General features: G+C 70.6%; 24 protein-coding genes and 1 pseudogene. 16 read left to right on the top strand and 9 right to left on the bottom strand.

The features are described 5' to 3' along the window. Nucleotides 1–123: 123 nt before the first annotated feature. A complete protein-coding gene (locus ACWCP8_RS19055; protein ID WP_352263099.1) occupies nt 124–774 on the top strand; it encodes an HU family DNA-binding protein in 651 nt (216 codons plus the stop codon). A gap of 119 nt (nt 775–893) precedes the next feature. Here ACWCP8_RS19055 and ACWCP8_RS19050 read toward each other — a convergent pair whose 3' ends face one another. Together ACWCP8_RS19050 and cofC are read right to left on the bottom strand one after the other, a co-directional pair. Beyond that, entirely contained in the window at nt 894–1,097 is a 204-nt protein-coding gene (locus ACWCP8_RS19050; protein ID WP_352263101.1) for a hypothetical protein, read from the bottom strand. A 10-nt stretch (nt 1,098–1,107) separates the two neighbouring features. Beyond that, complete coding sequence (gene cofC, locus ACWCP8_RS19045; protein WP_352263103.1) at nt 1,108–1,791, bottom strand: 2-phospho-L-lactate guanylyltransferase; 684 nt, start codon at nt 1,789–1,791, stop codon at nt 1,108–1,110. 150 nt (nt 1,792–1,941) lie between these two features. On the opposite strand from cofC, the gene ACWCP8_RS19040 reads away from it, so the two are divergent. The 3 genes from ACWCP8_RS19040 (at nt 1,942) to ACWCP8_RS19030 (ending at nt 4,932) form a co-directional block, all read left to right on the top strand. Beyond that, nucleotides 1,942–2,694 (top strand): lysophospholipid acyltransferase family protein, encoded by a 753-nt coding sequence (locus ACWCP8_RS19040; RefSeq protein WP_352263105.1) that lies wholly within the window; start codon nt 1,942–1,944, stop codon nt 2,692–2,694. Further along, nucleotides 2,691–3,701 carry an NAD(P)H-dependent glycerol-3-phosphate dehydrogenase gene (locus ACWCP8_RS19035; RefSeq protein ID WP_352263106.1) on the top strand — a complete coding sequence of 337 codons (1,011 nt, stop codon included), beginning with the start codon at nt 2,691–2,693 and terminating at the stop codon, nt 3,699–3,701. Before ACWCP8_RS19040 ends, ACWCP8_RS19035 begins: the two co-directional genes overlap by 4 nt. Nucleotides 3,702–3,774: 73 nt before the next feature. After that, on the top strand, nt 3,775–4,932 hold the full coding sequence (locus tag ACWCP8_RS19030) for a D-alanine--D-alanine ligase family protein (protein ID WP_352263108.1): 1,158 nt from the start codon (nt 3,775–3,777) through the stop codon (nt 4,930–4,932). 55 nt (nt 4,933–4,987) lie between these two features. On the opposite strand, the gene ACWCP8_RS19025 is transcribed toward ACWCP8_RS19030, so the two are convergent. Then, nucleotides 4,988–5,476, bottom strand: coding sequence for a DUF3515 domain-containing protein (locus ACWCP8_RS19025; protein ID WP_451117033.1), 489 nt, complete (start codon nt 5,474–5,476; stop codon nt 4,988–4,990). 20 nt (nt 5,477–5,496) lie between these two features. Continuing rightward, nucleotides 5,497–5,730, bottom strand: coding sequence for an Lrp/AsnC family transcriptional regulator (locus ACWCP8_RS19020; protein WP_030928667.1), 234 nt, complete (start codon nt 5,728–5,730; stop codon nt 5,497–5,499). A 318-nt stretch (nt 5,731–6,048) separates the two neighbouring features. Between ACWCP8_RS19020 and ACWCP8_RS19015 the strand changes: the two genes are divergently transcribed. Both ACWCP8_RS19015 and thiD read left to right on the top strand, forming a co-directional pair. Next, entirely contained in the window at nt 6,049–7,020 is a 972-nt protein-coding gene (locus ACWCP8_RS19015) for a thiamine-phosphate kinase (protein ID WP_352263112.1), read from the top strand. Nucleotides 7,021–7,062: 42 nt separating this feature from the next. Beyond that, on the top strand, nt 7,063–7,875 hold the full coding sequence (gene thiD, locus ACWCP8_RS19010) for a bifunctional hydroxymethylpyrimidine kinase/phosphomethylpyrimidine kinase (RefSeq protein ID WP_352263114.1): 813 nt from the start codon (nt 7,063–7,065) through the stop codon (nt 7,873–7,875). Between the two features lie 83 nt (nt 7,876–7,958). On the opposite strand, the gene rpmB is transcribed toward thiD, so the two are convergent. Beyond that, nucleotides 7,959–8,144, bottom strand: a complete 186-nt coding sequence (rpmB, locus tag ACWCP8_RS19005; RefSeq protein WP_030928661.1) for a 50S ribosomal protein L28 — start codon at nt 8,142–8,144, stop codon at nt 7,959–7,961. A gap of 258 nt (nt 8,145–8,402) precedes the next feature. On the opposite strand from rpmB, the gene ACWCP8_RS19000 reads away from it, so the two are divergent. Continuing rightward, nucleotides 8,403–10,043, top strand: a complete 1,641-nt coding sequence (locus ACWCP8_RS19000; protein ID WP_451117031.1) for a DAK2 domain-containing protein — start codon at nt 8,403–8,405, stop codon at nt 10,041–10,043. A 141-nt stretch (nt 10,044–10,184) separates the two neighbouring features. Here ACWCP8_RS19000 and ACWCP8_RS18995 read toward each other — a convergent pair whose 3' ends face one another. Both ACWCP8_RS18995 and ACWCP8_RS18990 read right to left on the bottom strand, forming a co-directional pair. Next, complete coding sequence (locus ACWCP8_RS18995; RefSeq protein ID WP_451117029.1) at nt 10,185–13,133, bottom strand: tetratricopeptide repeat protein; 2,949 nt, start codon at nt 13,131–13,133, stop codon at nt 10,185–10,187. Continuing rightward, nucleotides 13,130–15,037: an HSP90 family protein gene (locus ACWCP8_RS18990; RefSeq protein ID WP_451117027.1), complete on the bottom strand. Its 1,908-nt coding sequence runs from the start codon at nt 15,035–15,037 to the stop codon at nt 13,130–13,132. Before ACWCP8_RS18990 ends, ACWCP8_RS18995 begins: the two co-directional genes overlap by 4 nt. A gap of 161 nt (nt 15,038–15,198) precedes the next feature. Between ACWCP8_RS18990 and recG the strand changes: the two genes are divergently transcribed. From recG to mutM, 8 genes are all read left to right on the top strand, one after another. Continuing rightward, complete coding sequence (recG, locus tag ACWCP8_RS18985) at nt 15,199–17,409, top strand: ATP-dependent DNA helicase RecG (RefSeq protein WP_352263121.1); 2,211 nt, start codon at nt 15,199–15,201, stop codon at nt 17,407–17,409. A 190-nt stretch (nt 17,410–17,599) separates the two neighbouring features. Beyond that, a complete protein-coding gene (gene rsmD / locus ACWCP8_RS18980) occupies nt 17,600–18,184 on the top strand; it encodes a 16S rRNA (guanine(966)-N(2))-methyltransferase RsmD (RefSeq protein ID WP_451117025.1) in 585 nt (194 codons plus the stop codon). 26 nt (nt 18,185–18,210) lie between these two features. Next, nucleotides 18,211–18,690: a pantetheine-phosphate adenylyltransferase gene (gene coaD / locus ACWCP8_RS18975; protein WP_277329857.1), complete on the top strand. Its 480-nt coding sequence runs from the start codon at nt 18,211–18,213 to the stop codon at nt 18,688–18,690. 98 nt (nt 18,691–18,788) lie between these two features. Further along, nucleotides 18,789–19,919 carry an ATP synthase F0 subunit B gene (locus ACWCP8_RS18970; protein WP_451117023.1) on the top strand — a complete coding sequence of 377 codons (1,131 nt, stop codon included), beginning with the start codon at nt 18,789–18,791 and terminating at the stop codon, nt 19,917–19,919. 154 nt (nt 19,920–20,073) lie between these two features. Then, nucleotides 20,074–20,742 (top strand): YceD family protein, encoded by a 669-nt coding sequence (locus ACWCP8_RS18965; RefSeq protein WP_352263125.1) that lies wholly within the window; start codon nt 20,074–20,076, stop codon nt 20,740–20,742. Between the two features lie 2 nt (nt 20,743–20,744). Beyond that, complete coding sequence (gene rpmF / locus ACWCP8_RS18960) at nt 20,745–20,918, top strand: 50S ribosomal protein L32 (protein WP_003965982.1); 174 nt, start codon at nt 20,745–20,747, stop codon at nt 20,916–20,918. A gap of 19 nt (nt 20,919–20,937) precedes the next feature. Then, complete coding sequence (gene rnc / locus ACWCP8_RS18955; protein WP_352263126.1) at nt 20,938–21,762, top strand: ribonuclease III; 825 nt, start codon at nt 20,938–20,940, stop codon at nt 21,760–21,762. A gap of 101 nt (nt 21,763–21,863) precedes the next feature. After that, on the top strand, nt 21,864–22,718 hold the full coding sequence (gene mutM / locus ACWCP8_RS18950) for a bifunctional DNA-formamidopyrimidine glycosylase/DNA-(apurinic or apyrimidinic site) lyase (RefSeq protein ID WP_352263128.1): 855 nt from the start codon (nt 21,864–21,866) through the stop codon (nt 22,716–22,718). Between the two features lie 32 nt (nt 22,719–22,750). Here the strand turns inward: mutM and ACWCP8_RS18945 are convergent, their stop codons facing one another. Continuing rightward, nucleotides 22,751–23,149: a winged helix-turn-helix transcriptional regulator gene (locus ACWCP8_RS18945; protein WP_352263130.1), complete on the bottom strand. Its 399-nt coding sequence runs from the start codon at nt 23,147–23,149 to the stop codon at nt 22,751–22,753. A 1,123-nt stretch (nt 23,150–24,272) separates the two neighbouring features. Between ACWCP8_RS18945 and ACWCP8_RS18940 the strand changes: the two are divergent. Then, nucleotides 24,273–24,515: pseudogene (locus ACWCP8_RS18940) on the top strand (tyrosine-type recombinase/integrase); the annotation flags it as partial. Between the two features lie 23 nt (nt 24,516–24,538). Here the strand turns inward: ACWCP8_RS18940 and ACWCP8_RS18935 are convergent. Beyond that, nucleotides 24,539–25,495: a CAP domain-containing protein gene (locus tag ACWCP8_RS18935; protein ID WP_352263131.1), complete on the bottom strand. Its 957-nt coding sequence runs from the start codon at nt 25,493–25,495 to the stop codon at nt 24,539–24,541. Nucleotides 25,496–25,517 lie beyond the last annotated feature (22 nt).

Below are 25,517 nucleotides of genomic sequence, written 5' to 3'. Positions count from 1 at the left end.
GTCGACTTCGTTGCGGCACTAGGGTGATTAGCCCGTTTCGTGTTTGATTTGCGGTATATATCTGCCTAACGTGCGAAAACGCTTGAACACTTTCGTTCTGGCAATGTCTCCGAAGGGGAAGACGTGAACAAGGCGCAGCTCGTAGAAGCGATTGCCGACAAGGTCGGCGGCCGCCAGCAGGCCGCAGACGCTGTCGACGCGGTACTCGACGCGATCGTCCGTGCCGTTGTCGCCGGGGACCGTGTCTCGGTCACCGGCTTCGGCTCGTTCGAGAAGGTCGACCGTCCGGCTCGCTACGCCCGCAACCCGCAGACGGGTGAGCGCGTACGGGTCAAGAAGACCTCGGTGCCCCGCTTCCGCGCGGGACAGGGCTTCAAGGACCTGGTGAGCGGCTCGAAGAAGCTCCCCAAGCACGATGTGGCCGTGAAGAAGGCGCCCAAGGGCAGCCTCTCGGGCGGTCCTTCCACCCGTACGACCACGAAGGCCGCCGCCAAGAAGGCCGCCGCCAAGAAGGCCACGGCGAAGAAGGTCACCGCCAAGAAGGCCGTGACCGCGGCGAAGACCACCGCGGCGGTCAAGAAGACCGCCGCGAAGAAGACCACCGCGGCGGCCAAGAAGGCCACGGCGGCCAAGAAGACCACGGCTGCGGCGGCGAAGAAGACCACGGCCGTCAAGACCGCGCCCGCCAAGAAGGCCACGGCGAAGAAGGCGCCCGCGAAGAAGACCACGGCGCGCAAGACCACGGCCAAGAAGGCCGTCGCGCGGAAGAAGTGAGACCGAGCAGCGCAGGGCTACTCACACGCGCCGGGCCGGGCTCCCCATGGGGAGCCCGGCCCGCGGGCTGTTCGGGGCCCGGCCCGCTGCCGGAGGGGCCCGATGGTCCCAGGCGTCCTTCAGAACGTCTGCAGCGTCACGAGGGTGATCCGCCGGCCGGCACCCTCGCCCGCGACCTCGATCCGCACCCGCTGCCCGGGGCGCAGCAGCCGCAGGCCGCCCGCGTCGAAGGCCGGGGCGTCGAATTCCATCGGGGTGCCGTCGTCGAGGAGCACACTGCCGGTGCGGGTCTCGGGGTCGTACGTGTACGAGGTCGCCTGCATGAACGGCAGCCTATCGGTCCCGCGCGGGCGCGCCCGCGGCCCAGCGGTCCGCGGTGTACGGGCCCACCCCGAGTCGCACGGCGGCCCGCAGATCGTCGCCGGTGTCCACGTCCTGGCGGACCGAATCGATACCGTCCGACGTGATTTCCACCGCGCCGGAAGAAAGATGTCGGGCCCGGGACGGGCCACCGAAAGCCGGACGCAATTCCACCCCGGATGAAGCCGAAAGAAATGTCGTGCCGATTCCCGTCGCATCCGTAACAAATGCGCGGGGAAATTCGGCGGCGAAATCGAGGACCTGGGCCAATTCCGTGGGGCGCAATGCGGGCAGGTCCGCGTTGAGCGCCGCGACCGACGCGGCGGGCCGCCGGTCGCGCACCGCCCGCTCGCCGTGGACGAGTGCGGCGTTGAGCCCGGCGGCCGGTTCGTCGGGAACGGTGCGCGCCCCGAGCGCGGCGAGCGCCGCCGCGGCCACCGGGTCGTCCGTGACGACCACCACATCCCGTACGGCCCGGCAGGACAGCGCGGCGGCCACGGTGTCCTGGGCGAAGGCCAGGGCGAGTCGGGGGCGCAGCAGGACCCCGGCCGCCTGCGTCAGCCTGCTCTTGCCCTGTGCCAGCGGCTTCAACGGGACGACCAGGGACCACAGGCCGGTCGGGTCGGTGTTCGTGGCGATCTCCCCCTCGATGCACATCGCCGCTCATTCTCGCCTGCCGGTGCGACAACCCGGAGGGTCGGTCCCGGAGGCGGGGCGTACCGTGTTCTCGACAGAGCAGGGGCCTGGGGTCACAATTGGCCGCCCACAGTCAGGCAGCACGTCAGGTCCGTAGAGGAAGGTGTCCGAGTGTCCCGCCGCAGAATCGGCTTCTGGTACCGCCTGGCGGCGGTCATCGCAAAACCGCCGCTGGTGGTTCTGTTCAAGCGTGACTGGCGGGGAATGGAACACATCCCGGCCGACGGCGGATTCATCACTGCGGTCAACCACAACTCGTATCTGGACCCGCTTTCCTACGGTCACTTCCAGTACAACACCGGCCGGGTGCCGCGGCTTCTCGCCAAGGCGGGCCTCTTCAAGACCCCCTTTGTCGGAATGATGCTGCGTGGCACCGGACAGATCCCCGTGTACCGCGAGACGACCAATGCGCTGGACGCTTTCCGGGCCGCCGTCGACGCCATCGAGCGCGGTGAATGCGTCGCCTTCTACCCGGAGGGCACCCTCACCCGCGACCCCGACATGTGGCCGATGGCCGGCAAGACCGGTGCCGCCCGCGTCGCGTTGATGACCAAGGCCCCGGTCATCCCCGTCGCGCAGTGGGGCGCCAACCTGGCGATGCCGCCGTACGCCAAGGAGCAGAAGCTCCGGCTCTTCCCCCGCAAGACACTCCAGGTGCAGGCCGGACCGCCCGTCGACCTCTCCCGGTTCTACGACAAGGAGCCGACGCCCGACGTCCTGCGTGAGGCGACCGAGGTCATCATGGCCGCCGTCACCGCCCAGCTCGAAGTCGTACGCGGCGAGAAGGCCCCCACCGAGCTCTACGACCACCGCAAGGCACGTGCCGAACAGCGGCGCAAGGCCGAAGGGAAGGGACCCAAGTGACGCACCCCGTAAAAGTGGCCGTCTTCGGAACCGGCTCATGGGGTACGGCCTTCGGCATGGTCCTGGCCGACGCCGGTAGCGAGGTCACTCTCTGGGGCCGTCGCGCCGATGTCGTCGAGGCGATCAACACGACCCGTACCAACCCCGACTATCTGCCGGGAATTGAACTCCCCGAATTCATCAGGGCCACCACGGACGCCGCGGAGGCGCTGCGCGGCGCCGACTTCGCCGTGCTCGCCGTGCCGTCGCAGACGCTGCGCGCCAACCTCGCCGACTGGGCCCCGCACCTCGAACCGGACACCGTCCTGGTCTCGCTGATGAAGGGGGTCGAACTCGGCACCGCCAAGCGGATGAGCGAGGTCATCGAGGACGTCACCAAGGTCGGCGCGGACCGCATCGCCGTCATCACCGGCCCCAACCTGGCCAAGGAGATCGCCGAACGCCGCCCCGCCCTGGCCGTCGTCGCCTGCCAGGACGAGTCGGTGGCCCGTCGCCTCCAGGCCGCCTGCCACACCCCGTACTTCCGCCCGTACACCAACACCGATGTCGTCGGCTGCGAACTCGGCGGCGCGGTCAAGAACGTCATCGGTCTCGCCGTCGGCATCGCCGACGGGATGGGCCTCGGCGACAACGCCAAGGGCTCGCTCATCACCCGCGGCCTCGCCGAGACCACCCGGCTCGGCCTCGCCATGGGCGCCGACCCGCTGACGTTCTCCGGACTCGCGGGCCTCGGCGACCTGGTGGCGACCTGCTCCTCGCCGCTGTCGCGCAACCACACCTTCGGCACCAACCTCGGCCGCGGCATGACGCTGGAAGAGACCATCGCCGTCACCAAGCAGACCGCCGAAGGCGTCAAGTCCTGTGAATCGGTGCTCGATCTGGCACGCCGGCACAAGGTCGACATGCCCATCACGGAGACGGTCGTCTCCATCGTCCACGAGGGCAAGCCGCCGATGGTCGCACTGGGCGAGCTGATGTCGCGCAGCGCGAAGGCCGAGCGCCACTGAGCGGCTGCTCCGTACGCGGGTCGGCCCCGGGGGCGCTGACGTGACTCGTACCAGCAGGTACGCTCAACGCGATATGAGCAGCGAGAACCTCCCCCAGAGCCCGGAGCAGCAGCTCCGCAAGCCGCGTGTGGCCGTCGTGTTCGGCGGCCGCAGCTCCGAACACGGCATTTCGGTCGTCACCGCAGGTGCCGTCCTGAACGCCATCGACCGGACGAAGTACGACGTCCTGCCGATCGGCATCACGACGGACGGCCGCTGGGCGCTCACCGCCGACGAGCCCGAGCGGATGGCCATCACCGACCGGAAGATGCCGGACGTCGCACAACTGGCCGAGTCCAGCGAGGGCGGCGTGGTGCTCTCCGTCGACCCCGGCAGCCGCGAGGTGGTCTACAGCGAGCCCGGCTCGGTCCCGAAGGCGCTCGGCGAGGTCGACGTCGTCTTCCCCGTCCTGCACGGCCCGTACGGCGAGGACGGCACCCTCCAGGGGCTCCTGGAGCTGTCCGGGGTGCCGTACGTGGGCGCCGGTGTGCTCGCCTCGGCGGTCGGCCAGGACAAGGAGTACATGAAGCGGGTGTTCACCTCGTTCGGGCTGCCCGTCGGCCCGTACGTCGTGATCCGCCCCCGTGAGTGGGACACCGACCGCTCCGCTGCCCGCAAGCGCATCGTGGACTTCGCCGGTGAGCACGGCTGGCCGCTCTTCATCAAGCCCGCCCGGGCAGGTTCGTCCATCGGCATCACCAAGGTCGACGACCTCTCCGGCCTCGACGAGGCGATCGAGGAAGCCCGCCGCCACGACCCCAAGTTCCTGGTCGAGTCGCTGCTGCGGGGCCGCGAGATCGAGTGCGGGGTGCTGGAGTTCGAGGACGGACCGCGCGCCAGCGTGCCCGCCGAGATCCCGCCGGTCACCGCGCACGACTTCTACGACTTCGAGGCCAAGTACATCGACTCGGCGTCCGGGATCGTGCCCGCCCCGCTGACCGAGGAGCAGACGGCCGAGGTCCAGCGGCTCGCGGTCGAAGCCTTCGAGGCGGCGTCCTGCGAGGGCCTGGTGCGCGCCGACTTCTTCCTCACCGAGGACGGCAGCTTCGTGATCAACGAGATCAATACGCTGCCGGGCTTCACCCCGATCTCCATGTACCCGCGGATGTGGCAGGAGAGCGGCGTGAGCTACCAGGAGCTGGTGGACCGGCTGATCCAGGCGGCGTTGACCCGCCCGACCGGCCTGCGCTGAGAAGCGCCGGGCCGGATGTGCGCACCGGCGCCGGGCCGGACTGCGCGGACACTCTCTAGATGCTGCTGGGGACCGTCTTCTTGACGGCAGCGGCGAACGCCGCCAGCGGGCTCATGTCATGTGCGTACGCCGTCGAGAGCGACACCTCGACATACGCCTTGCGATAGGTGGTGGTGAAGCGCGGACCGGCGTCCTCCGGTTGCTCCAGCAGCCAGTTGACGCCGTCCGCCTCGGTCCCCTTCGCCATCGGATCGTCCATTTTTGCGGGCCGGTCGACCCCGCAGCGCAGTACGATCGCCCCGTCCCCCCAGCCGGCGGTCAGCTCCGACTTCGGTCCGGGGTCGGAGCGTTTCTGTCCGGCGACGGTCTTCGGCAGCTCCTTGTGCAGTGCACGGCAGTAGGCTGCGGCTTCCGACGTCGGGGTGGGAACCGTGATCGACGCATAGGTGTCCGTGGAAGAGCAGCCCGCCGCGGCCAGCAGCAGAACGGCAGCGGACGGGCCGAGGAACACGGGGCGGCGAAGCCGGCGGCGAAGAGACGTCACCGGCCCAGCGTATAAGGGGGCTACAGATGAACGACCGGGCAGGTCAAGGTTCTGGTGATGCCTTCCACCTGCTGGACCTTGGCGACCACCATGCGTCCGAGTTCATCGACTGTGTCGGCCTGCGCGCGCACAATCACGTCGTAGGGGCCGGTGACGTCCTCTGCCTGGATCACTCCCGGGATTTTCGTGATGGTCTCGGCGACGGTCGACGCCTTGCCCACCTCGGTCTGAATAAGGATGTACGCCTGTACCACGGAACCTCCAGGGCGGCCACGAGGATCATGTGGGGGAAAGAAACGCCACGGTATCGCGTTGCCGCGGGCCGCGGGGAGACCTGCGGACCGGATGACGTCCCACCGCGTGGCGTACGGATGGCAGCGGTTGACGTATCTCTTGACAGTACCGACAGCAGTGACGGCTCGCGACCGCAAGTGCAGCGGTCCGGATGGGGGACAGGCATGCCGGCGACAACCGGAGCAGACTGCTTCCGACGGCCGGGCCACGGTCCCGGCCCCCGGCCGCCGATCCAGGCCGGACGCCCGTCCGGCGCGATAGATGAGAGGTGAGACTCGGTGAAGGGAACCGTGGGCGAGTTGGGGGAGTTCGGGCTCATCAGGGAGCTCACTTCCCGCCTCACCACCACTTCGGCGGTACGGCTCGGCCCCGGCGACGACGCCGCGGTCGTGGCCGCTCCCGACCGCAGGGTCGTGGCCAGTACCGACATCCTGTTGGAGGGACGGCACTTCCGCCGCGACTGGTCGACGGCGTACGACGTCGGACGCAAGGCCGCCGCGCAGAATCTCGCCGACATCGCCGCCATGGGCGCCGTGCCCACCGCGCTGCTGCTCGGCTTGGTCGTCCCCGCCGAACTCCCGGTCACGTGGGCGGGCGAGCTGATGGACGGCATCCGTGACGAATGCCAGGTCGCGGGGGCGGCCGTGGTCGGCGGTGACGTGGTCGGCGGGGATACCATCACCGTCGCGATCACCGCACTCGGCGATCTGCGCAACCACGAACCGGTCACCCGGGCCGGCGCCCGCCCCGGGGATGTCGTCGCCGTCACCGGCTGGCTCGGCTGGTCCGCCGCCGGGTACGCGGTGCTCTCCCGCGGTTTCCGCTCGCCGCGCGCCTTCGTCGAGGCCCACCGGCGCCCCGAACCGCCGTACCACGCGGGCCCCGCGGCCGCCGGGCTCGGCGCCACCGCCATGACGGACGTCAGCGACGGGCTGGTCGCCGACCTCGGGCACATCGCCGAGGCCAGCAAGGTCCGGATCGATCTGCGCTCCGGTCTCATCGACATCCCCTCGCAGATGTCCGACATCGGTCAGGCGGTCGGCGTGGATCCGCTGCAGTGGGTGCTCACCGGGGGGGAGGACCACGCGATCGTCGCCACGTTCCCGGCCGACGTGAAGCTGCCCGCCCGCTGGAAGGTGATCGGCGAGGTCCTCAACCCGTCGGCGCTGCCCCAGGTGACGGTCGACGGGGCGCCCTGGACCAGCAAGGGCGGCTGGGACCACTTCGGTGGCATCGAGGACGCCCACTAGGGGGCGCCCGGCAGCTCCGGCGCCCGGAGTAGATTTCGGGGCATGCCCATATCTGCATCCCCCGCCGCACCACTCGTACCACCCCGTGTACTCACCGTCGCCGGATCCGATTCCGGCGGCGGTGCGGGCATTCAGGCCGATCTGAAGACGATGCTGGCGCACGGCGTGCACGGCATGAGCGTGATCACCGCAGTGACGGCGCAGAATTCGCTGGGTGTCCAGGGCGCTTGGGAGCTGCCCGTGGAAGCTGTCAGGGCCCAGTACCGCAGCGTCGTCGACGACATCGGGGTCCAGGCGGTGAAGACCGGCATGCTGGCGTCGGCCGCACTCGTGGAGACCGTCGCCGCACTCCTCGCGGCGACCGACGCCCCGGTCGTCGTCGACCCGGTCGGGGTCTCCAAGCACGGTGATCCGCTGCTGGCCGCCGAGGCCCTCGATTCCGTACGGCAGAAGCTCCTGCCGGTCGCGACGGTGGCGACCCCCAACCTGGACGAGGTGGCACAGCTCACCGGGGTGACCGTCACGGACGAGCCCGGAATGCGGCGGGCCGCCGGGGAGATCCTCGGATACGGGCCTCGCTGGGTCGTCATCAAGGGCGGGCATCTGCCCGGCGAACCGGTCGACCTGCTCACGGACGGCACCGAGGAGCACTGGCTGCGTGCCCCCCGGCACGACAACCGGCACACCCACGGCACGGGCTGCACCCTGGCCTCCGCGATCGCCTGCGGGCTGGCCCGGGGGCAGGACGTACCGACGGCGGTACGGGCGGCGAAGGAGTACGTCACCGGGGCGATCGCGGCAGGCTTCCCGCTGGGCGCCGGGATCGGCCCGGTCGACCACGGGTGGCGGCTGTAGGAGCTCGGCGCACAGCAAAAAGCCGGTCCACCGAGGTGGACCGGCTTTTTGGGCAACCGGAAGGCTGCGCTACGACGGGAACGTCAGCGCGCGACCTTGCCGGCCTTGATGCACGAGGTGCAGACGTTGAGCCGCTTCGGCGTCCGACCGACCACGGCACGCACGCGCTGGATGTTGGGATTCCAGCGACGGGACGTACGGCGGTGCGAGTGCGAAATGTTGTTGCCGAAGCCCGGCCCCTTGCCGCAGACGTCGCAGTTGGCAGCCACGGGTCACTCCAAAGACTTCAGGTGCACTTACAGTGAATTCCGGCGCGCCGGAATCATTTGACTGAAGTGGCGGTACCGGAGGAATGGCCCGACTCTCATCGGGCAACCGAAGCAGCATACAACGGCTGCGTCGGTGGAACGAAACTACCATGGGTTTCGCCGCCGTCCGCCCCGGCCCTGTCCCGGCCGGGCCCACCGGTCCGGACTACTCTGCGGTTCAGCCAGCCGCCCCCGGCCGCTCTCCAGGAGGAACACCACGTGCCGCAGACCGCCGACGACATGGACGCCGTCGCGGTGCGTACCTGGTGCTCGCTCGCCCTGGAGGCACTGGGCCGGGAGCGTGCGGCGATCGACGCGATCAATGTGTATCCCGTCGCGGACGGGGACACCGGGACCAACCTCTATCTGACGGTGGAGTCCGCGGCAGGAGCCGTCGAAGCGGTCTTCGCCGGGCACGAGACCGGCGCGTCCGTGCCCTCCCTCGCCGATGCCGTAAGGGCCATGGCGCACGGGGCGCTGATCGGTGCCCGCGGGAACTCCGGCACGATCCTGGCGCAGCTGCTGCGCGGCATGGCGGGGGTGCTGGCCGACGGGCACGACTCGGACCATCTGCGGCTCGCGCTGACCCGGGCCGCGACGGCAGCCAGGCAGGCCGTCGCCCACCCCGTCGAGGGCACCGTGCTGACGGTGGCCACCGCCGCCGCCGAGGCCGCCGGGCGCACGGCGGGTGACCCGAGTGCGCGGGCGGTCGTGCAGGCGGCGTACGAGGGGGCGCGCACGGCGCTGGACGCGACCCCCGGACAGCTGGCCGTCCTCGGGCGGGCGGGCGTCGTGGACGCCGGAGGACGGGGCCTGGTGACCGTCCTCGAGGCGCTCGTCGAAGCGGTCTCCGGGGAGGCACCCGAACACGGCACCTGGGTGACCCCCGACATCGCCCCCGTGACCACTGCCGCGGCCGACGACTGCGCTGCGGGCGGACCGCAGGACGGCGGCCCCGCCTTCGAGGTGATCTATCTGCTGGAGGCCGGGGACGACGCGGTCGACCGGCTGCGGACCCGGCTCGACGGGCTCGGTGACTCGCTCGTCGTGGTCGGCGGGGACGGGCTGTGGAACGTCCACGTCCATGTCGACGACGCGGGTGCGGCGGTGGAGGCCGGGGTCGAGGCCGGCCGGCCGTACCGGATCCGGATCACCCATTTCGGCGCCGACCGGGTCCACCAGCACCACGGCGAACCCGCGCAGCGCGGTGTCGTCGTCGTGGTCCCCGGCCCCGGGCTCTCCGGCCTCTGCTCGGAGGCCGGTGCGACCACCGTGCTCGCCCGGCCCGGGGAGCCGCCGGCCAGCGGCGAACTGGTCGACGCGATCCGCCGCGCGCACGCCCGCGAGGTGGTTCTCCTGCCGAACGACGCCGAGCTGCGCCACACGGCGGCGGCCGCCGCCGAACAGGCCCGCACCGAGGGCATCCGGGTCGCCCTCATCCCGACCCGGGCCGCCGTCCAGGGCATTGCCGCGCTCGCCGTCCACGAACCGGACCGCAGCTTCGACGAGGACGTGGTAGCGATGACCGCTGCGGCCGGTGCCACCCGCTACGGCGAACTGGCCGTCGCCGAACGGCAGTCCTGGACCATGGCGGGCATCTGCCAGGCCGGCGACATCCTGGGCCTGATCGAAGGCGACGTGGCGGTCATCGGCGAGGACATCCCCGGCACGGCCCGGGCGGTGATCGACCGGATGCTGGCGGCGGGCGGCGAACTCGTCACTCTGGTGCTGGGCGAGGACGTACCGGACGCCTTGGCCGATGCCCTGGAGGAGCATGTGCGGGAGGGCTATCTGGCGGTGGACACGGTGGTGTACCGGGGCGGCGGACAGGGAACGCCGCTGCTGATCGGCGTGGAGTAGGGCGGGTACGGGCGGCGCCGCCCGTGAAGCGTTGTCCCGATCGCCGGACGGGCTTGAAGGACCGGCCGACTGTCCACCGGGCAACGAAATCCAGCCCGTCCGCCGATTGCGGACAGAACGGCCACCGGGCGGGCCTGGCCCCTACTTGTGCGGCGCACGGTCCACGTACCCGAGTACCGATTCCGCCTCCGCCCGCCGCGCATGCACCGTGTCGTCCGCCTCCGTCCCGGCCCCCTCGTACACCGCAAGCACGCCCCGCGCCCGCGCCCGTGCCCCGTCGCGGCGGCCCAGATCCGCCTCCAGCCAGGCGGCCACCAGTTCCGCCGCCGTCCGCCGGCCCAGGAAGTCCGGGCCGGCCTCGGTGAAGCCGATGACAGCCCGGTCGACCTGGGCGAGCGCTTCCTCGTACGCCGAACGCGCGCTTCCGTCGTCGTCCTGGTCCGGCTCGCCCTCGCACGCGTTGGCGATCAGTTCGCCGGTCTGGCGGTGGGTGTCGGCGAGTTCCGCCCGCAGCCCGGGCACCTGTTCCGGCTCCGCGGCCACCAGCGCCGCCTCGCACTCGCGCTCCGCCGCAGCCATGAACGCCCGCGCCGCAGCCGGCCCCGGCTGCCCCTCACGGACCGCGATCCAGGCCCGTACCCGCAGCGTTCTCACCAGCGCGTGGACGTCGCTCAGCTGCCGCCACAGCTCCCCGGCCCGCGCATACGCCTTTTCCGCCTGGGAGTTGAGCTCTGCCTGGTACAGCGCCTGCCCGGCGAGGTTGGCGAGCATCGCGTGATCGCGCTGTTCGGGCCAGGTCCTCGCGATGTCCGCCGCCTTCAGCCAGTGTCCCGCCGCCTCCCGCGGCTCGCCGAGCGCGGTCAGCGCGTCACCGAGCCACCACAGTGTCTGGACGACCATGCCGTCGCCGTGGTCCTCGGCCGTGACGTCGGGCAGCACGGCCTCCAGTACGGCTGCCGCCTCCGCCGCCCGCCCCAGCTGCAGCAGCCAGCCGCCGAGCAGATGCCGGGCATGGACCCCCAGGCCGTCGCTCTCGCCCGCCTCGTCCGCCCAGTGCGCGGCATCGAGCGCCTGCTCGGACGCCTCGGCGAACTCCCCGATGCCGCCCAGGACTTCGGCGAGCTGCAGATGAAGTCGTGCGCGGCCCGGCGCGGGTACGAATGCCCCGTGCTCCAGGGCCGCGCGGGCGGCGCGTTCGGCCGTGGCGTGGTCCTGCAGTTCGACCGCGATCCGCGCGGCCTTGGTCTCGTACGCGACGGAGTACCAGGGCAGTCCGGCCGCGTCGGTCTCGGCGGCGGCCCGCGCATACAGCTCGCCCGCTCCGGGCCCGTCGCCCCGGTACGCCGCGATGTCGCCGAGGAACCCCAACGCCTCCGCAGTCCCGGTGGCCACCCCGGCCTGCGCGCCCAGCGGTTCGGTGAAGGCGAGCAGCTCCCGTACCCCCTGCTCGAGAGCGTCGACCGCGGTCTCGGCAGACGGCTCGTCCGGGGCACCGAGCACCAACTGATTGAGGATCCGGGCCCGGCAGACCAGCACGCCGCAGGCCTGGCGGCCGGTGGCCCGGCCCGCCGCGTGCAGGGCGAGGGCGCGGTCCACGAGGACCGCTGCCTCGGCGAGGGCCGCGGCCGCGTGCTCGGCCTCCAGCGAGCGGGCGTACGCGCCCCGGGCCGCCGCGGCAACGGCCTCGCCCGGGACACCCGCCGCCCCGTACAGCTCGGCCGCGGACAGGAACAGTCCCCGCGCCACGGCCGGCGCAAGGGCCCCGTCCCTCGCCCGATGGTCGTCGATGCAGGCCCGGTCGTGGTCCGCGAGCCCCGTCGATCCTTCGGCCGCACGGGCGGCGGCCTGCCAGGCGGGCCCGGCGTCCGGGTGCTGGGCATCGGAGAGGCGGCGGGCCTCGGCGAGGAGCCCGGCAAGGTCGAGCGGCGAGTCCACGGCGGTCCTCGGCTCCGCGGCCGACTTCCGGGCCGCCGCGGCCGGCCGCGGAGCCCGTAGGCCGAGCGGCAGCCGGTCCAGCAGCGGCTGCTGGGCCAGACGCTCCCGCACCACGTCGCTGACCTGCGAATTGCCGTTGCGCTCGTCGAAACGGGCGGCGAGTGCGAGCGCCTGCTCACGGGCGTGACCGGCCAGCGAGCGCGCGGTCCGGTCCGTGCCGGCGGGCCCGGGCACGGACTGGCCGCCGTGGCCCAGCGCGGTCAGCCGGTCCATCAGCAGAGCCGTGACGGCCAGGAAGTCCATCAGGGAGTCGGGGTTCCCGGCGGCGGTGAAGTACGCGGGCCGCTCGGCGAGGATCTCCAGGGCCCGCGCCTCATTGCCGGTCAGCGCGCAGAACTCGATGTGCAGCGCCACGGAGTCCCGCATGGACTCCATCGGGCGGATCATCCGGTACCCGCGCAGATGGTGGCCGCGGGCCTGCTCGGCGCGACCGGTGCGCAGCAGCGGAAGCAGCGAGGCCGCCAGCACGGCATGGGGCTCATGGGCGCAGGTGTGCTCCCCGTCGAGGACCGGCCGCCAGGTGTGAAGCGCCTCCTCGTCCAGCCCGCGGTGCACCTGCCAGGCGCCCCGGCTGTGCAGTTCGCAGGCGTGGCAGTTGGCCATCCGGTCCCGGTCGGCCGCCTGCCAGGCGGTGTACGCCCGCTCGGCCCGCTCCAGATCGCCGAGATGGCGGGCGATCTGCAGCTCGCCCTGGCGCACGGCCCGTTCGGAATGCCCGGCGAGCCGGTAGCGGTGCGCCATCTCACCCTGCCACTTCTCGATGGAGGCGAGCGGTATGTGCGGCTGATGGATCATGGAACTGGAGACCCACTTGAACATCCAGAAGAGGTGGTGGGTCATGACCTGGTCGAAGCTTCCGGGCTGTTCGTCCCACATGCGCAGCAGGCGCGCGAAGGGGACGAACATCTTGTCCTTCTCCGAGCTGTAGTTGTACGCCTGCAGCTGGTTGGCGAGCGCCTCGACGAGGAGCGGCGCGTCCCCGGTCCCTTCGGCCTCGGTCAGCAGCCGCTCCGCACGGGCGTTGCGGGCCGGCCCCTCCGGCTCCTCGTAGTTGTCCCGCAGGGCCTGCCGGATCGTCGCGATGTCGAGGCTCATCGGTCGTCCTCCTGCGGACGGTCGGGGCTCTGCGCCTGCTCCGGGGCCGGGTGAGTGGCCCACTCCAGCAGCCCGATGAACGCCCGGTTCAGCAGCGCCGAATCGGCGGGTCGCAGCGGCCGCTGCGCCATCAGCAGCGCCTGCCCGTACAGCGCCTCCGTGGCGGTGGCCGCCAGCTCCGGGGTGTCCAGCGAACCGATCCGGCGGATCAGCGGATTGAGATGGTTCAGTACGAGCCGGGCGCGCGGCGCACTCCCGCGCAGCGACCCGAGGATCCCCGCCCACAGGTCGTCGGCCTGCTCCTCCGCGTCGGCGCGGGCCTGCTCATGGCGGACCGAACGGTCGTCGAGATGGAGTGCGGGCACGGTCAGCGGATGGAAGGCGCGCAGCGCCACGTCGCAGCCCAGCGGGTCGAGCCTGGCGCGGGCAGCGGCCAGGAAGCCGCCGAGCGCCAGCTCCTGGGCCGGATCGACCGTGTCCAGATGCGCGGTGACGGTATCGGCGTCCAGCTCCGCGACCGCCGTTCCCGGCCGGACCGACGGCAACTGTTCGACCAGCTCGGTGTCGTACGTATAGCCGCCGTTGACCACCCCGATGCCCTGCGCGGACGCGATCGGTGCGACCTGTCGGTACTCCTCCACGGTCCGGGTGAAGTGCACCACCGGATGGCGCCGGGCGAACTCCTCCAGCGACAACCGGCCGTCCGTCGTCTCGAACGGCAGCCACGGCAGCATCGTCCGCAGCATGGCGCTGTCGTGCCGGGCCAGGGACTTCACTCCCAGGTGGTGCACGGACAGGAACTCCGCCAGCCGCTCCGGATCACCCGCGGCAAGCCCGGTCAGCCACTGACTGATCCGCTCGCCGAGCGCCTCCCGTACGGCGGCGAGGGTCTCGTCCGCGTACAGCGCCTCCCGCGACGCGGTGGGCCGCAGACTGTCCGTGTCGATGACGCACCGCACGAAGAACGCCCAGTCGGGCAGCAGTTCATCGGCCCGGTCGGTCAGCAGCATCCCCTTCAGATGCACCCGGTGGCCCGCACGCTGCGCCGGACTCACGGCCGATGGCAGGACGTACGCGACACCGCGGATCCCGGCGAGCGGCAGATCCAGATCGATCGCGTCGAGCGGCGAGAACCCGAACTGCTCATGGCAGTGACGGGCGAGCGCCACCCGCCGCCCCGCCGGGCTCGGATACGGACGGTCCCACGGCGCCGGAAGCGCGGTGACCGCGGCGTCACCGACCCGCACGTCGTACGGGAGGAGCGAACCGAAGTCGCGGGCGAGCGCGAGGACCCGCTCCTCGGCGAGCCAGTCCGCGCTGCCCGGGCGGGCGACCAGATGCACGGTGGTGCCCGGCTCGGCGCGGGCGCTGTCCGGGAGCGTGCGGACGGTGTACGAACCGTCGTCGCGGGCGCACCACTCGACGGGCGGCGCCCCGGGCGTGCGGGCCGACCGGCTGACGACCCTGATCTCGGCCGCGACGACGAAGCACGCCAGCAGCCCGATGCCGAACTGGCCGAGGAACTCGGCGCGCGCCGAGGCCAGCCCCTGTGCACCGTCGCGCTTGGAGCTGCGGCCGATCGTCGCGAGCAGACTGTGCACATCGGCCTCGGTCAGACCGATCCCGCTGTCCTCGATCCGCAGTCGCCCCCCGGAGGCGTACAGCCGCACCAGGGCGGGCGCGTCCGGCTGTTCGGCGCGCCGGGCCGTGATCGCGTCCACGGCGTTCTGCAGCAGCTCGCGGAGGTAGACACGGGGCGAGGAGTAGAGGTGATGGGAGAGGAGATCGACCAGTCCGCGCAGGTCCACCTGGAAGGTGTGCGGCGACCGGTCCGAGGAGCACTCGGAGGAGGATCCGGAGGACGGATCGGGGGACGCGGAGTTCGCTGAGTTCTCAGATGTCATCGTCGCAGCGCCGGTGGGGGGACGGGCGACGGCGCGGGTCGGGCGATCCCGTGGCGGTGATCGCGAGCGAGGAGCGGGGGCCCGATCCTAGGGGTGCGAAGACGTTTGTGACCAGGGGATTCCGGTGGTGCGGGCGACTTCTGTCAGTGGTGTGGTGTGCAATGGATCGCGTGTCTGCGTTCGACGAACCCCTCAAGAAGCTGCTCGGCGGTGCCACCGCGAAGGTGATGGCCGAACACCTCGACCTGCACACGGTCGGTGATCTGCTGCACCACTACCCGCGGCGGTACGAGGAGCGCGGCAAGCTGACCGCGCTGGCCGACCTCCCGCTGGACGAGCATGTGACCGTCGTCGCCCAGGTCGCCGACGCCCGGATCATGATGTTCAACAACGGCCGGGGCAAACGCCTGGAGGTAACCCTCACCGACGGCAGCGGCCGGCTCCAGCTGGTCTTCTTCGGCCACGGCGTGCACAAGCCGCACAAGGAGCTGCTGCCCGGACGCCGGGCGATGTTCGCGGGCAAGGTCTCCGTCTTCAACCGGAAGATGCAGCTTGCCCACCCCACCTACCAGCTGCTCGACGCCACGGACGCCGACGAGGCCACGGAGGCGGTGGACGCCTTCGCCGGGCGGCTGCTGCCCATCTATCCGGCCTGCAAGCAGCTCGACTCCTGGCGGATCGCCAAGGCGGTCGACACCGTGCTCCCCAGCGCCCGGGACGCCGTCGACCCGCTGCCGTCGTCGCTGCGCGAGGGGCGTGGCTTCACCCCGCTGCCCGAGGCGCTGCTGAAGATCCACCGCCCGCAGACCAAGGCGGACATCGCCGACGCCAGGGACCGGCTGAAATGGGACGAGGCGTTCGTCCTCCAGGTCGCGCTCGCCCGCCGCCGGTACGCGGACACCCAGCTTCCGGCGGTGGCACGGATCCCTGCCCACGGCGGACTGCTCGACACATTTGACGCCAAGCTGCCGTTCACCCTCACCGAGGGCCAGGAGAAGGTCTCCAAGGAGATCTTCGACGACCTGGCGACCGAGCACCCGATGCACCGACTGCTGCAGGGCGAGGTCGGTTCCGGGAAGACGCTGGTCGCGCTGCGCGCCATGCTCGCCGTCGTCGACGCGGGCGGACAGGCCGCGATGCTCGCCCCCACCGAGGTGCTGGCCCAGCAGCATCACCGGTCCATCACGGAAATGATGGGCGAGCTGGCCGAGGGAGGGATGCTGGGCGGCTCCGACCTCGGTACGAAGGTGGTGCTGCTCACCGGCTCCATGGGGATGGCGGCCCGCCGTCAGGCGCTGCTGGACCTGGTCACCGGCGAGGCCGGGATCGTGATCGGCACGCATGCGCTGATCGAGGACAAGGTGCAGTTCCACGACCTGGGGCTGGTCGTCGTCGACGAGCAGCACCGCTTCGGTGTCGAGCAGCGCGACGCCCTGCGGTCCAAGGGCAAGCAGCCGCCGCACCTGCTGGTCATGACTGCCACACCCATTCCCCGTACCGTCGCCATGACCGTCTTCGGTGACCTGGAGACGTCCGTCCTGGACCAGCTGCCGGCCGGTCGCTCGCCGATCGCCAGCCATGTCGTCCCCGCCAAGGACAAGCCGCACTTCCTCACCCGCGCCTGGGAGCGGGTCCGCGAGGAGGTCGAGAACGGCCATCAGGCGTATGTCGTATGTCCCCGGATCGGTGACGACGCCGACGACGAGACCGAGAAGAAGAAGGGCAAGAAGCCGTCGCCCGAGGACGACGGCGACAAGCGGCCGCCGCTCGCCGTGCTGGAGATCGCCGAGCAGCTCACCAAGGGCGCCCTCGACGGTCTGCGCATCGCGGTGCTGCACGGCAGGATGAACCCCGACGACAAGGACGACGTGATGCGCCGCTTCGCCGCGGGCCAGGTCGACGTCCTCGTCGCGACGACCGTCATCGAGGTCGGGGTGAACGTCCCCAATGCCACCGCGATGGTGATCATGGACGCCGACCGGTTCGGCGTCTCCCAGCTCCACCAGCTGCGCGGCCGCGTCGGCCGTGGCTCCGCCGCCGGCCTCTGCCTGCTGGTCAGCGAGGCGCACGAGGCGAGCCCCGCCCGGGCCCGCCTGTCCTCCGTCGCCGCCACCCTCGACGGCTTCGAGCTGTCCCGGATCGACCTCGAACAGCGCCGTGAGGGCGATGTCCTCGGCCAGGCCCAGTCCGGTGTCCGTTCCTCCTTGCGGATGCTCACCGTCATCGACGACGAGGAGGTCATCGCCGCCGCCCGTGAGGAGGCCGTCGCCGTCGTCTCCGCCGACCCGGAGCTGACACACCTGCCCGAGCTGCGCACCGCCCTGGACGCGCTGCTCGACAAGGAGCGCGAGGAGTACCTCGACAAGGGCTGAGCACAAGGGCTGGCGCAGGGGGAGACGGCAGCCGGGCACAGGACGGACGACAACGGCTGAGGACGGGGGAGGGACGAGACCCACGTGTCCACCGGGGCCCCCGGGCCCGAACGGGTCCGAAGCCATATCGTGGGACGCACGGCGCCCGCCCCACCCCGGCGGGCCACCCCGACCCGAGGATCAGACACTCATGACCCGCGTGATCGCCGGCTCGGCCGGCGGACGCCGCCTGGCCGTCCCGCCCGGCACCGGCACCCGCCCCACCTCCGACCGCGCACGCGAGGGCCTCTTCTCCACCTGGGAGGCGCTCCTCGGCACCCTGGAGGGCATCCGCATCGCGGATCTGTACGCGGGTTCCGGCGCCGTCGGCCTCGAAGCACTCTCCCGCGGCGCGGTCCACGCCCTGCTCGTCGAGGCAGACACCAGGGCCGTCCGCACGGTCCGGGACAACGTCCGTACGCTCGGTCTGCCCGGCGCCGAAGTCCGTACCGGCAAAGCCGAACAGATCGTGACAGGACCGGCGCCCGTGGACCCGTACGACGTGGTCTTCCTGGACCCGCCGTACGCCGTCACCGACGACGATCTTGGCGAGATACTGCTCACACTCCGTGCCCAGGGCTGGCTCACGGACGTTGCGCTCGTCACCGTGGAGCGGAGCACCAGAGGCGGAGAATTCAACTGGCCCAAGGGATTCGAGCCACTGCGGGCCCGTCGCTACGGCGAGGGAACGCTTTGGTACGGTCGCGCCGCCTCTACGTGCGAAGACGCACGATGACCGCACCGGAGAGCGAGGGACTCAAGTTGCGCCGCGCCGTCTGTCCGGGGTCGTTCGACCCCATCACCAATGGACACCTCGACATCATTGGCCGCGCCTCGAAGCTGTACGACGTCGTACATGTGGCGGTGATGATCAACCAGTCCAAGAAGGGCCTGTTCACGGTCGACGAGCGGATCGAACTGATCCGCCAGGTCACCGCCGACTTCGGCAACGTTCAGGTCGAGTCCTTCCACGGCCTCCTGGTCGACTTCTGCAAGCAGCGCGACATCCCGGCCATCGTGAAGGGCCTGCGGGCCGTCAGCGACTTCGACTACGAGCTGCAGATGGCTCAGATGAACAACGGCCTCTCCGGCGTCGAAACGCTCTTCGTGCCGACCAACCCCACGTACAGCTTCCTGTCGTCCTCCCTGGTCAAGGAGGTCGCGACCTGGGGCGGCGACGTCTCGCACCTGCTGCCGCCGCTGGTCCACCGGGCGCTCGTGGACCGGCTCGCCCAGCAGTGAACCACTGACAGCCCGTCACCAGGTGTCGGACGGGCGCCGACTGGCCGTACAGTCGTTCCGTCCGTCTCCAATCAGCAGTAGAGAGTGGCGAGCACACGGTGGACGTGCAGAAGAAGCTCGACGAGATCGTCGAAGCGGTCGGGAACGCCCGGTCCATGCCCATGTCGGCGTCGTGCGTGGTCAACCGCGCCGAGCTGCTCGCGATGCTCGAAGAGGTACGTGAGGCCCTCCCCGGCTCGCTCGCCCACGCCCAGGAGCTCCTCGGCGGCCGGGAGCAGCTGGTCGAGCAGGCCCGCCAGGAGGCCGAGCGGATCATCGAGTCGGCCCACGCCCAGCGTGGCTCACTGGTCTCCGACACCGAGATCGCCCGGCAGTCCCAGTCCGAGGCCGACCGCATCCTCGACGAGGCCCGCCGGGAGGCCGACGAGGTCCGCGCCGAGGCCGACGAGTACGTCGACAGCAAGCTCGCCAACTTCGAGGTCGTCCTCACCAAGACCATCGGCTCCGTCGACCGGGGCCGCGAGAAGCTCCTCGGCCGCGGCCAGGCCTTCGACGAGCAGGGTTACGAGGACCCGGACTTCGCCGAGGCCCCGGAGCGCAGCACCGACCCCGCCACGCTGCAGCGCCGCGCCGACGAATACGTCGACACCAAGCTCGGCGCCTTCGAGGCCGTGCTGGCCAAGACCCTGGAGGCGGTCGGCCGCGGCCGGCAGAAGCTGCACGGCCGGGTCGCCACCGACGAGCTCGGCGCGCACATGGCCGCCCAGGACGCCGCGGGCAGCCAGGGCCACACCAGCGACGAGGACCACTGGGCCGGTCTCGCCGAGCTCGCCACCCCGGAGCCGCAGCCGGTGCCCCAGCAGGTCCAACCGCACTTCCCGGCGCAGGCCCAGCCGAGCTACGCGGAGACGTACGCGTACCAGGAGCAGCCCCAGCAGGACATGTACGGCTACCAGCAGCAGCCCGACCCGTACGCCGCGTATCAGCAGCAGGGCTACGACCAGGGCCACGCACAGCCGCAGGCTCAGGGCTACGACCAGGGCCAGGCACAGCCGCAGGCTCAGGGCTACGACCAGGGCCAGGCACAGGGGTACGACAGCTGGCAGCACCAGCCCCTCCCGCAGCAGGGGCTCCACCAGCAGGGCGAGAGCGCCCTCGACGAGACCAGCCTGTTCGACACCAGCATGATCGACCTCGACCAGCTCCGCCGGTACGAGCAGGAGCGCTGACCGATTCCGGTCGGCTCGGGTCCGGAATCGGACCCGGTTGGGAGCAGGGTGACGCGTCCAGTATCCTGGTTCTTCGGTCGCGCGTAGGACTGCGATCCCGGCTGTCCGCTTCGACTCCGAACCGGTCGGCCCCTCCCGTGGTGCGTGATGCGCCATGCATACGATTTCGAAAGCAGGAAAAGCCCTGAACGGCCACCTCGACCACCGAAACCCTCTCGTGTTCGATACGCACGAGCTGGGTCGGCGTCCCGGTGCCCTTCTGCGGCTGACCCGCTCGGTGGACGCCCCCAAGGACCTCGGTATCGACGGGGTCATCGGTGTGCCGGAGAGCGCACCCGTGGAGCTGGACCTCCGCCTCGAATCGGTCATGGAAGGGGTGCTTGTCACAGGCACCGCCCGTGCGTCGGCCGAGGGGGAGTGCGTAAGGTGTCTGGAGCCGCTGCGCCAAGAGGTTGCGGCGGACTTCCAGGAGATGTTCTCGTACCCTGACGCCGATGACCGGGGCCGCATCAAAGCGGAGCCGGCCGACGACGCCGAGGACGACGAGGACAGGCTCTTCATCGAGGACGGCCTGTTCGACCTCGAGCCGGTGCTGCGCGATGCGGTGGTGCTCGCACTGCCGATGCAGCCGGTGTGCCGGGAGTCCTGTGCCGGTCTGTGTTCCGAATGCGGAATCAGGCTGGACGAGAACCCCGGTCACCACCACGATGCCGTCGACATTCGTTGGGCGGCATTGCAAGGACTCGCCGAGACCGTTTCGGACGGCGAGAAGGACAACATGGGCGGCGCCGAAGCGGGCGTCGACGAGAAGCAGGAGAAGTAGCCGTGGCTGTTCCGAAGCGGAAGATGTCGCGCAGCAACACGCGCCACCGCCGGTCGCAGTGGAAGGCTGCGGTCCCCACTCTGGTTTCGTGCGAGCGTTGCCAGGAGCCGAAGCTGCAGCACATCGCGTGCCCGAGCTGCGGCACGTACAACAAGCGCCAGGTCCTCGAGGTCTGAGCGGCTGGTGAGAGGCCCGATGTCTGAGTTGTCCCACGCCAAGAAGCAGGCAGACAACGTCAACACAGCCTCGTCCCACACGCTTCTGGAAGGGCGGCTCGGGTATCAGCTCGAGTCCGCCCTTCTGGTGCGTGCGCTGACCCACCGCTCGTACGCATACGAGAACGGCGGTCTGCCCACCAACGAGCGGCTCGAATTCCTCGGGGATTCGGTGCTCGGTCTGGTGGTCACGGACACGCTGTACCGCACCCACCCCGACCTGCCCGAAGGCCAGCTGGCCAAGTTGCGGGCCGCGGTGGTCAACTCGCGTGCACTTGCTGAAGTGGGCCGCGGCCTCGAACTCGGCTCCTTCATCCGGCTCGGCCGGGGCGAAGAGGGCACGGGCGGCAGGGACAAGGCGTCCATCCTCGCCGACACCCTTGAAGCGGTGATCGGCGCGGTCTATCTCGACCAGGGCCTCAGTGCGGCCTCGGAGCTGGTCCACCGGCTCTTCGACCCGCTGATCGACAGGTCCTCCAACCTCGGCGCCGGCCTGGACTGGAAGACCAGTCTCCAGGAACTCACCGCGAGCGAGAGCCTCGGAGTCCCCGAGTACCTCGTCACGGAGACCGGCCCGGACCACGAGAAGACCTTTACTGCTGCTGCTCGCGTCGGTGGTGTCTCGTACGGCACCGGCACCGGCCGTAGCAAGAAGGAAGCGGAGCAGCAGGCGGCCGAGTCCGCCTGGCGCGAGATCAGCGCCGCCGCGGAGGAACGGGAAGCTGCGGCCAAGGCCGCCGCCGACGGAGGGTCCGCCGACACCCCTGCCGACCCGTCGCCGTCCACGGACGTCGCTCCGGCCTGACGCGTCGACCCCTCGGTGCCTTGTGCACCGGGGGGTTTGCCGTGTCCGGAATCAAAGACAGGTACGTAACCTTGTTCCGAAGGAACTGAAGGAGCTGCACCGTGCCCGAGCTGCCCGAGGTCGAAGTCGTACGGCGCGGTCTGGACCGCTGGATCACCGGCCGTACGGTCGCCGACGTCGAGGTCCTGCACCCGCGCGCGGTCCGCCGCCATATCGCGGGCTCCACGGACTTCGCGGCCCGGCTCAGCGGCAGCCGCTTCGGTAGGGCCATGCGCCGCGGCAAGTATCTCTGGGTGCCGCTGGACGAGGTGTCCTCCTCGCTCCTCGGCCACCTCGGCATGAGCGGCCAGCTGCTCGTGCAGCCGCAGGACGCCCCCGACGAGAAGCACCTGCGGATCCGGATCCGCTTCGACGACACCCTCGGCACCGAGCTGCGTTTCGTCGATCAGCGGACCTTCGGCGGGCTCTCGCTCCACGAGAACACCCCCGACGGGCTGCCCGACACCATCGCGCACATCGCCCGCGACCCCCTGGACCCGGCGTTCGACGACGCCGCGTTCCACACCGCGCTGCGGCTGCGCCGTACGACGGTCAAGCGCGCCCTGCTCGACCAGTCGCTGATCAGCGGCGTCGGCAACATCTACGCGGACGAGGCGCTCTGGCGCACGAAGCTGCACTACGACCGGCCCACCGCGACGCTGACCCGGCCCAGGTCGGCCGAGCTGCTCGGTCATGTCCGCGACGTGATGAATGCGGCGCTCGACCAGGGCGGCACCAGCTTCGACAGCCTCTACGTCAATGTGAACGGCGAGTCGGGCTACTTCGACCGGTCGCTCGACGCCTACGGGCGCGAGGGCGAGCCCTGCCACCGCTGCGCTACGCCGATGCGCCGCCGCCCGTGGATGAACCGCTCCAGCTACTTCTGTCCGCGCTGCCAGCGGCCGCCGCGGCCCTGAGCGGCGTCCGGGCCGATCAAGCCGGACAGCGCTCAGCTCTCGCGGGCCTCGTCGTAACGGCTTTGGGCGTCCAGCACCTCGGGCATCCGGCCCTCGACGAGCTGGATCAGCCCGCGCAGCCGACCGGCGACCTCGCGTCCCAGCGAGGTCAGCTCGTAGTCGACACGCGGCGGATTGGTGGGCTGCGCCTCCCGGTGGACGAGGCCGTCCCGCTCCAGTGCGTGAAGCGTCTGGGAAAGCATCTTCTCGCTCACCCCGTCGACCCTGCGCCGCAACTCGTTGAAGCGGGCACCGGAATCGTGGAGCGCGGTCAGCGTCAGGCTGCCCCAGCGTCCGGTGACATGTTCCAGCGTGCCGCGCGAGGGGCACTGCCGGGAGAACACGTCGAAGGGCAGGCTTTCGTCGCCGTCCCGCGGAGTGCTCTCGTCCATGAAAACAGCTTACGCCCGCACAGTGCTCACTTCTGGAGTGCGCTGTGCGGCCGTAAGCGGCGAGGCCGGGAAGGCTCCGGGGCGGGTGTCCGGCGGGTCAGGAGCCGAAGAAGTGACACGCCGGGTCTCCGACCTGCGGTCACATCATCGATCGACGCTGTGACCTGCTGCTGAGCTGTCGCCGGTCGGGATGGGAGCCCACGACGCTCACCACGAATCCGCCGGCACTCGCGAACGGCGCCCCGTCCATCCCGGAGTCTGAGCGCCCCCGCCGGAGGCATGTCTTGTGTCTGCCGTTCCCCTTCGTCCAGGTTCTCTCGATCTAGTTGCGCGACCGGCGCTGAGCCGGGGAGCGCGCGACGAGCGGAACGGGGAGCCCTGATGCGGTGGAGAAACCCGGAACAGCTCTGGTAGGTAGGGCTTTGTTACGTCTCTGGGCAGGCGAGGCGCGATGATCTCGGCAAGTGCCACCATGTCGCCGACCCGTCAGCCGCTGGGTCCGCCACTGCCAAAAGCCCCACCGTTGTCATCCTTGTGTGTGCCCCTTGGCGAAGAGGGCCGGTTGAGCTCATTTGGGCTGGGGTCTTCCCCGAAATCATCTGCATCCCTCAGCCGCTGGCTTCGGGAGGAACGCTTGGCCCGTGGTCCCTGATGTCGTGCTCGAGACCGACGGCGCGAGTCCCACCAGACGAGGCCAATCAGAAGAGCGACTACGGCCATTGCTATGCCGAGGGGGAGAAACCAGCGCACAGTCGAAGCGGCCACATGGGGGAGAATCCAGCGCACAGTCGAAGTGGCCCGTGTGATGTCACTGATGGGCACCTGGCTCACATGGTGGCTCATCTGGCCCACGTCCTTCGGGAGGGGATTCCACCGCTCACAAAGCGAGACAGAGCCTTCCGCTCATTGGAGAGCCTGCGATGGCCGGAGCCGTGGGAAAGTCCAACTCCGCCGCCCTTGGCGGGTGGAGCCCGCCTGAACTGGACGTCTGGCAAGGCTCAAGCTCCCTGCTAAGTCTACGGCGGGGAGGTAGGGGGGCCGCTCCCCGCCCGTCCGGACGGAGCCTTACGGTGACACGCCCCTAGCTATAGCCAGTGCGAGTGAGTGTGGTCAGTTGATCCAGGTGGCCACCGGGCGGGATAACGGAATGCACGCGCTGCGGCACTTCTACGCGTCCGTACTCCTGGACGCGGGCGAGAGCATCAAGGCTCTCAGTGAATACCTCGGCCACCATGACCCCGGCTTCACGCTGCGTACCTACACGCATCTGATGCCGTCGAGCGAGACCCGTACGCGGGCGGCCGTAGACACAGTTTGGGCCGCCTCGGTTGCCGATAACGGCCCCGAGACGGCCCAAGAAAGCTGATAGGTCGCCGACCTGCGAAAATCTCAGAAGCCGAAGTCCTGCGTCCACCAGGGGCCGCCGGAGCCGTAGTGCACTCCGACACCGAGTGTCTTGTAGTCGCAGTTGAGAATGTTTGCTCGGTGGCCTTCGCTGTTCATCCAGGAGGCCATCACGGCCTGTGCGTCGGCCTGGCCGCGGGCGATGTTCTCGCCGCCGAGCCCCGTCACGCCGGCCTTGGTGGCACGGTCCCAGGGGGTCCGGCCGTCCGGGTCGGTGTGGCTGAAGAAGCCGCGGGCCGCCATGTCGTCACTGAAGTCCTGGGCCAGCGAGGCGAGCGAGGCGCTGGCCGTCACCGGGCTGCAGCCGACCTTCGCGCGCTCCTCGTTGACCAGGGCGAGCACGGCCGCCTGTGCGGAGGTGCCGGCAGCCGAGGGCGAGGCCTGGTGGGTCGGAGCGGCGGCCGGCGTCTTCGGCGGCGCCGAGGCCTTGGCCGTCGGGGTCTCGGTCGCCGGGGCGGCGCCGGTCCTGTCGGCCGCCGAGGGAGCAGCGCTCTCCTCTGTCCTCTGCGCCTGCTTCGTCTGCTCGGTCTTCTTCGAAGGCGAGGCGGACGGCGTTGCCGAGGAACTGGGGGAGCGCGATCCCTCGGGCCCCTGGGAACGCCCCGTACCGCGGCTGGCCGAGGCCGACGACATGCCGCGGTCGGCCGGCGCCGTGGTGGAACCGCCCTGTGTCAGCAGGTCCGGCACCCCCTCCGCGCGGACCTGGTCGGCGGCCGTGCCGCCGCTCACGTGATAGCCGGCGCCGCCCGGCAGCAGTCCGGAGGCCACGGCCACGGCTCCGACGGCCATGGCCGCGGAGACGCCGACCAGTCCGGTACGCAGATGCATGGCGGACCGCTTCCTGCGGCGTGCGCCCCGGTGGTGGCGGGTGTTCGCGACCGGGTACGCATCGGCGGCCGGACCTGCTTCGGGACCTGCGGCGGAGCGTCGATGGCGGCCCATCTGCTGACCCCTTCTGGCGATC

It is taken from the genome of Streptomyces sp. NPDC002206 (assembly GCF_053593595.1).
The sequence above is the reverse complement of the archived record's forward strand: the minus strand, read 5'-3'. Positions and strand labels throughout refer to the sequence as shown.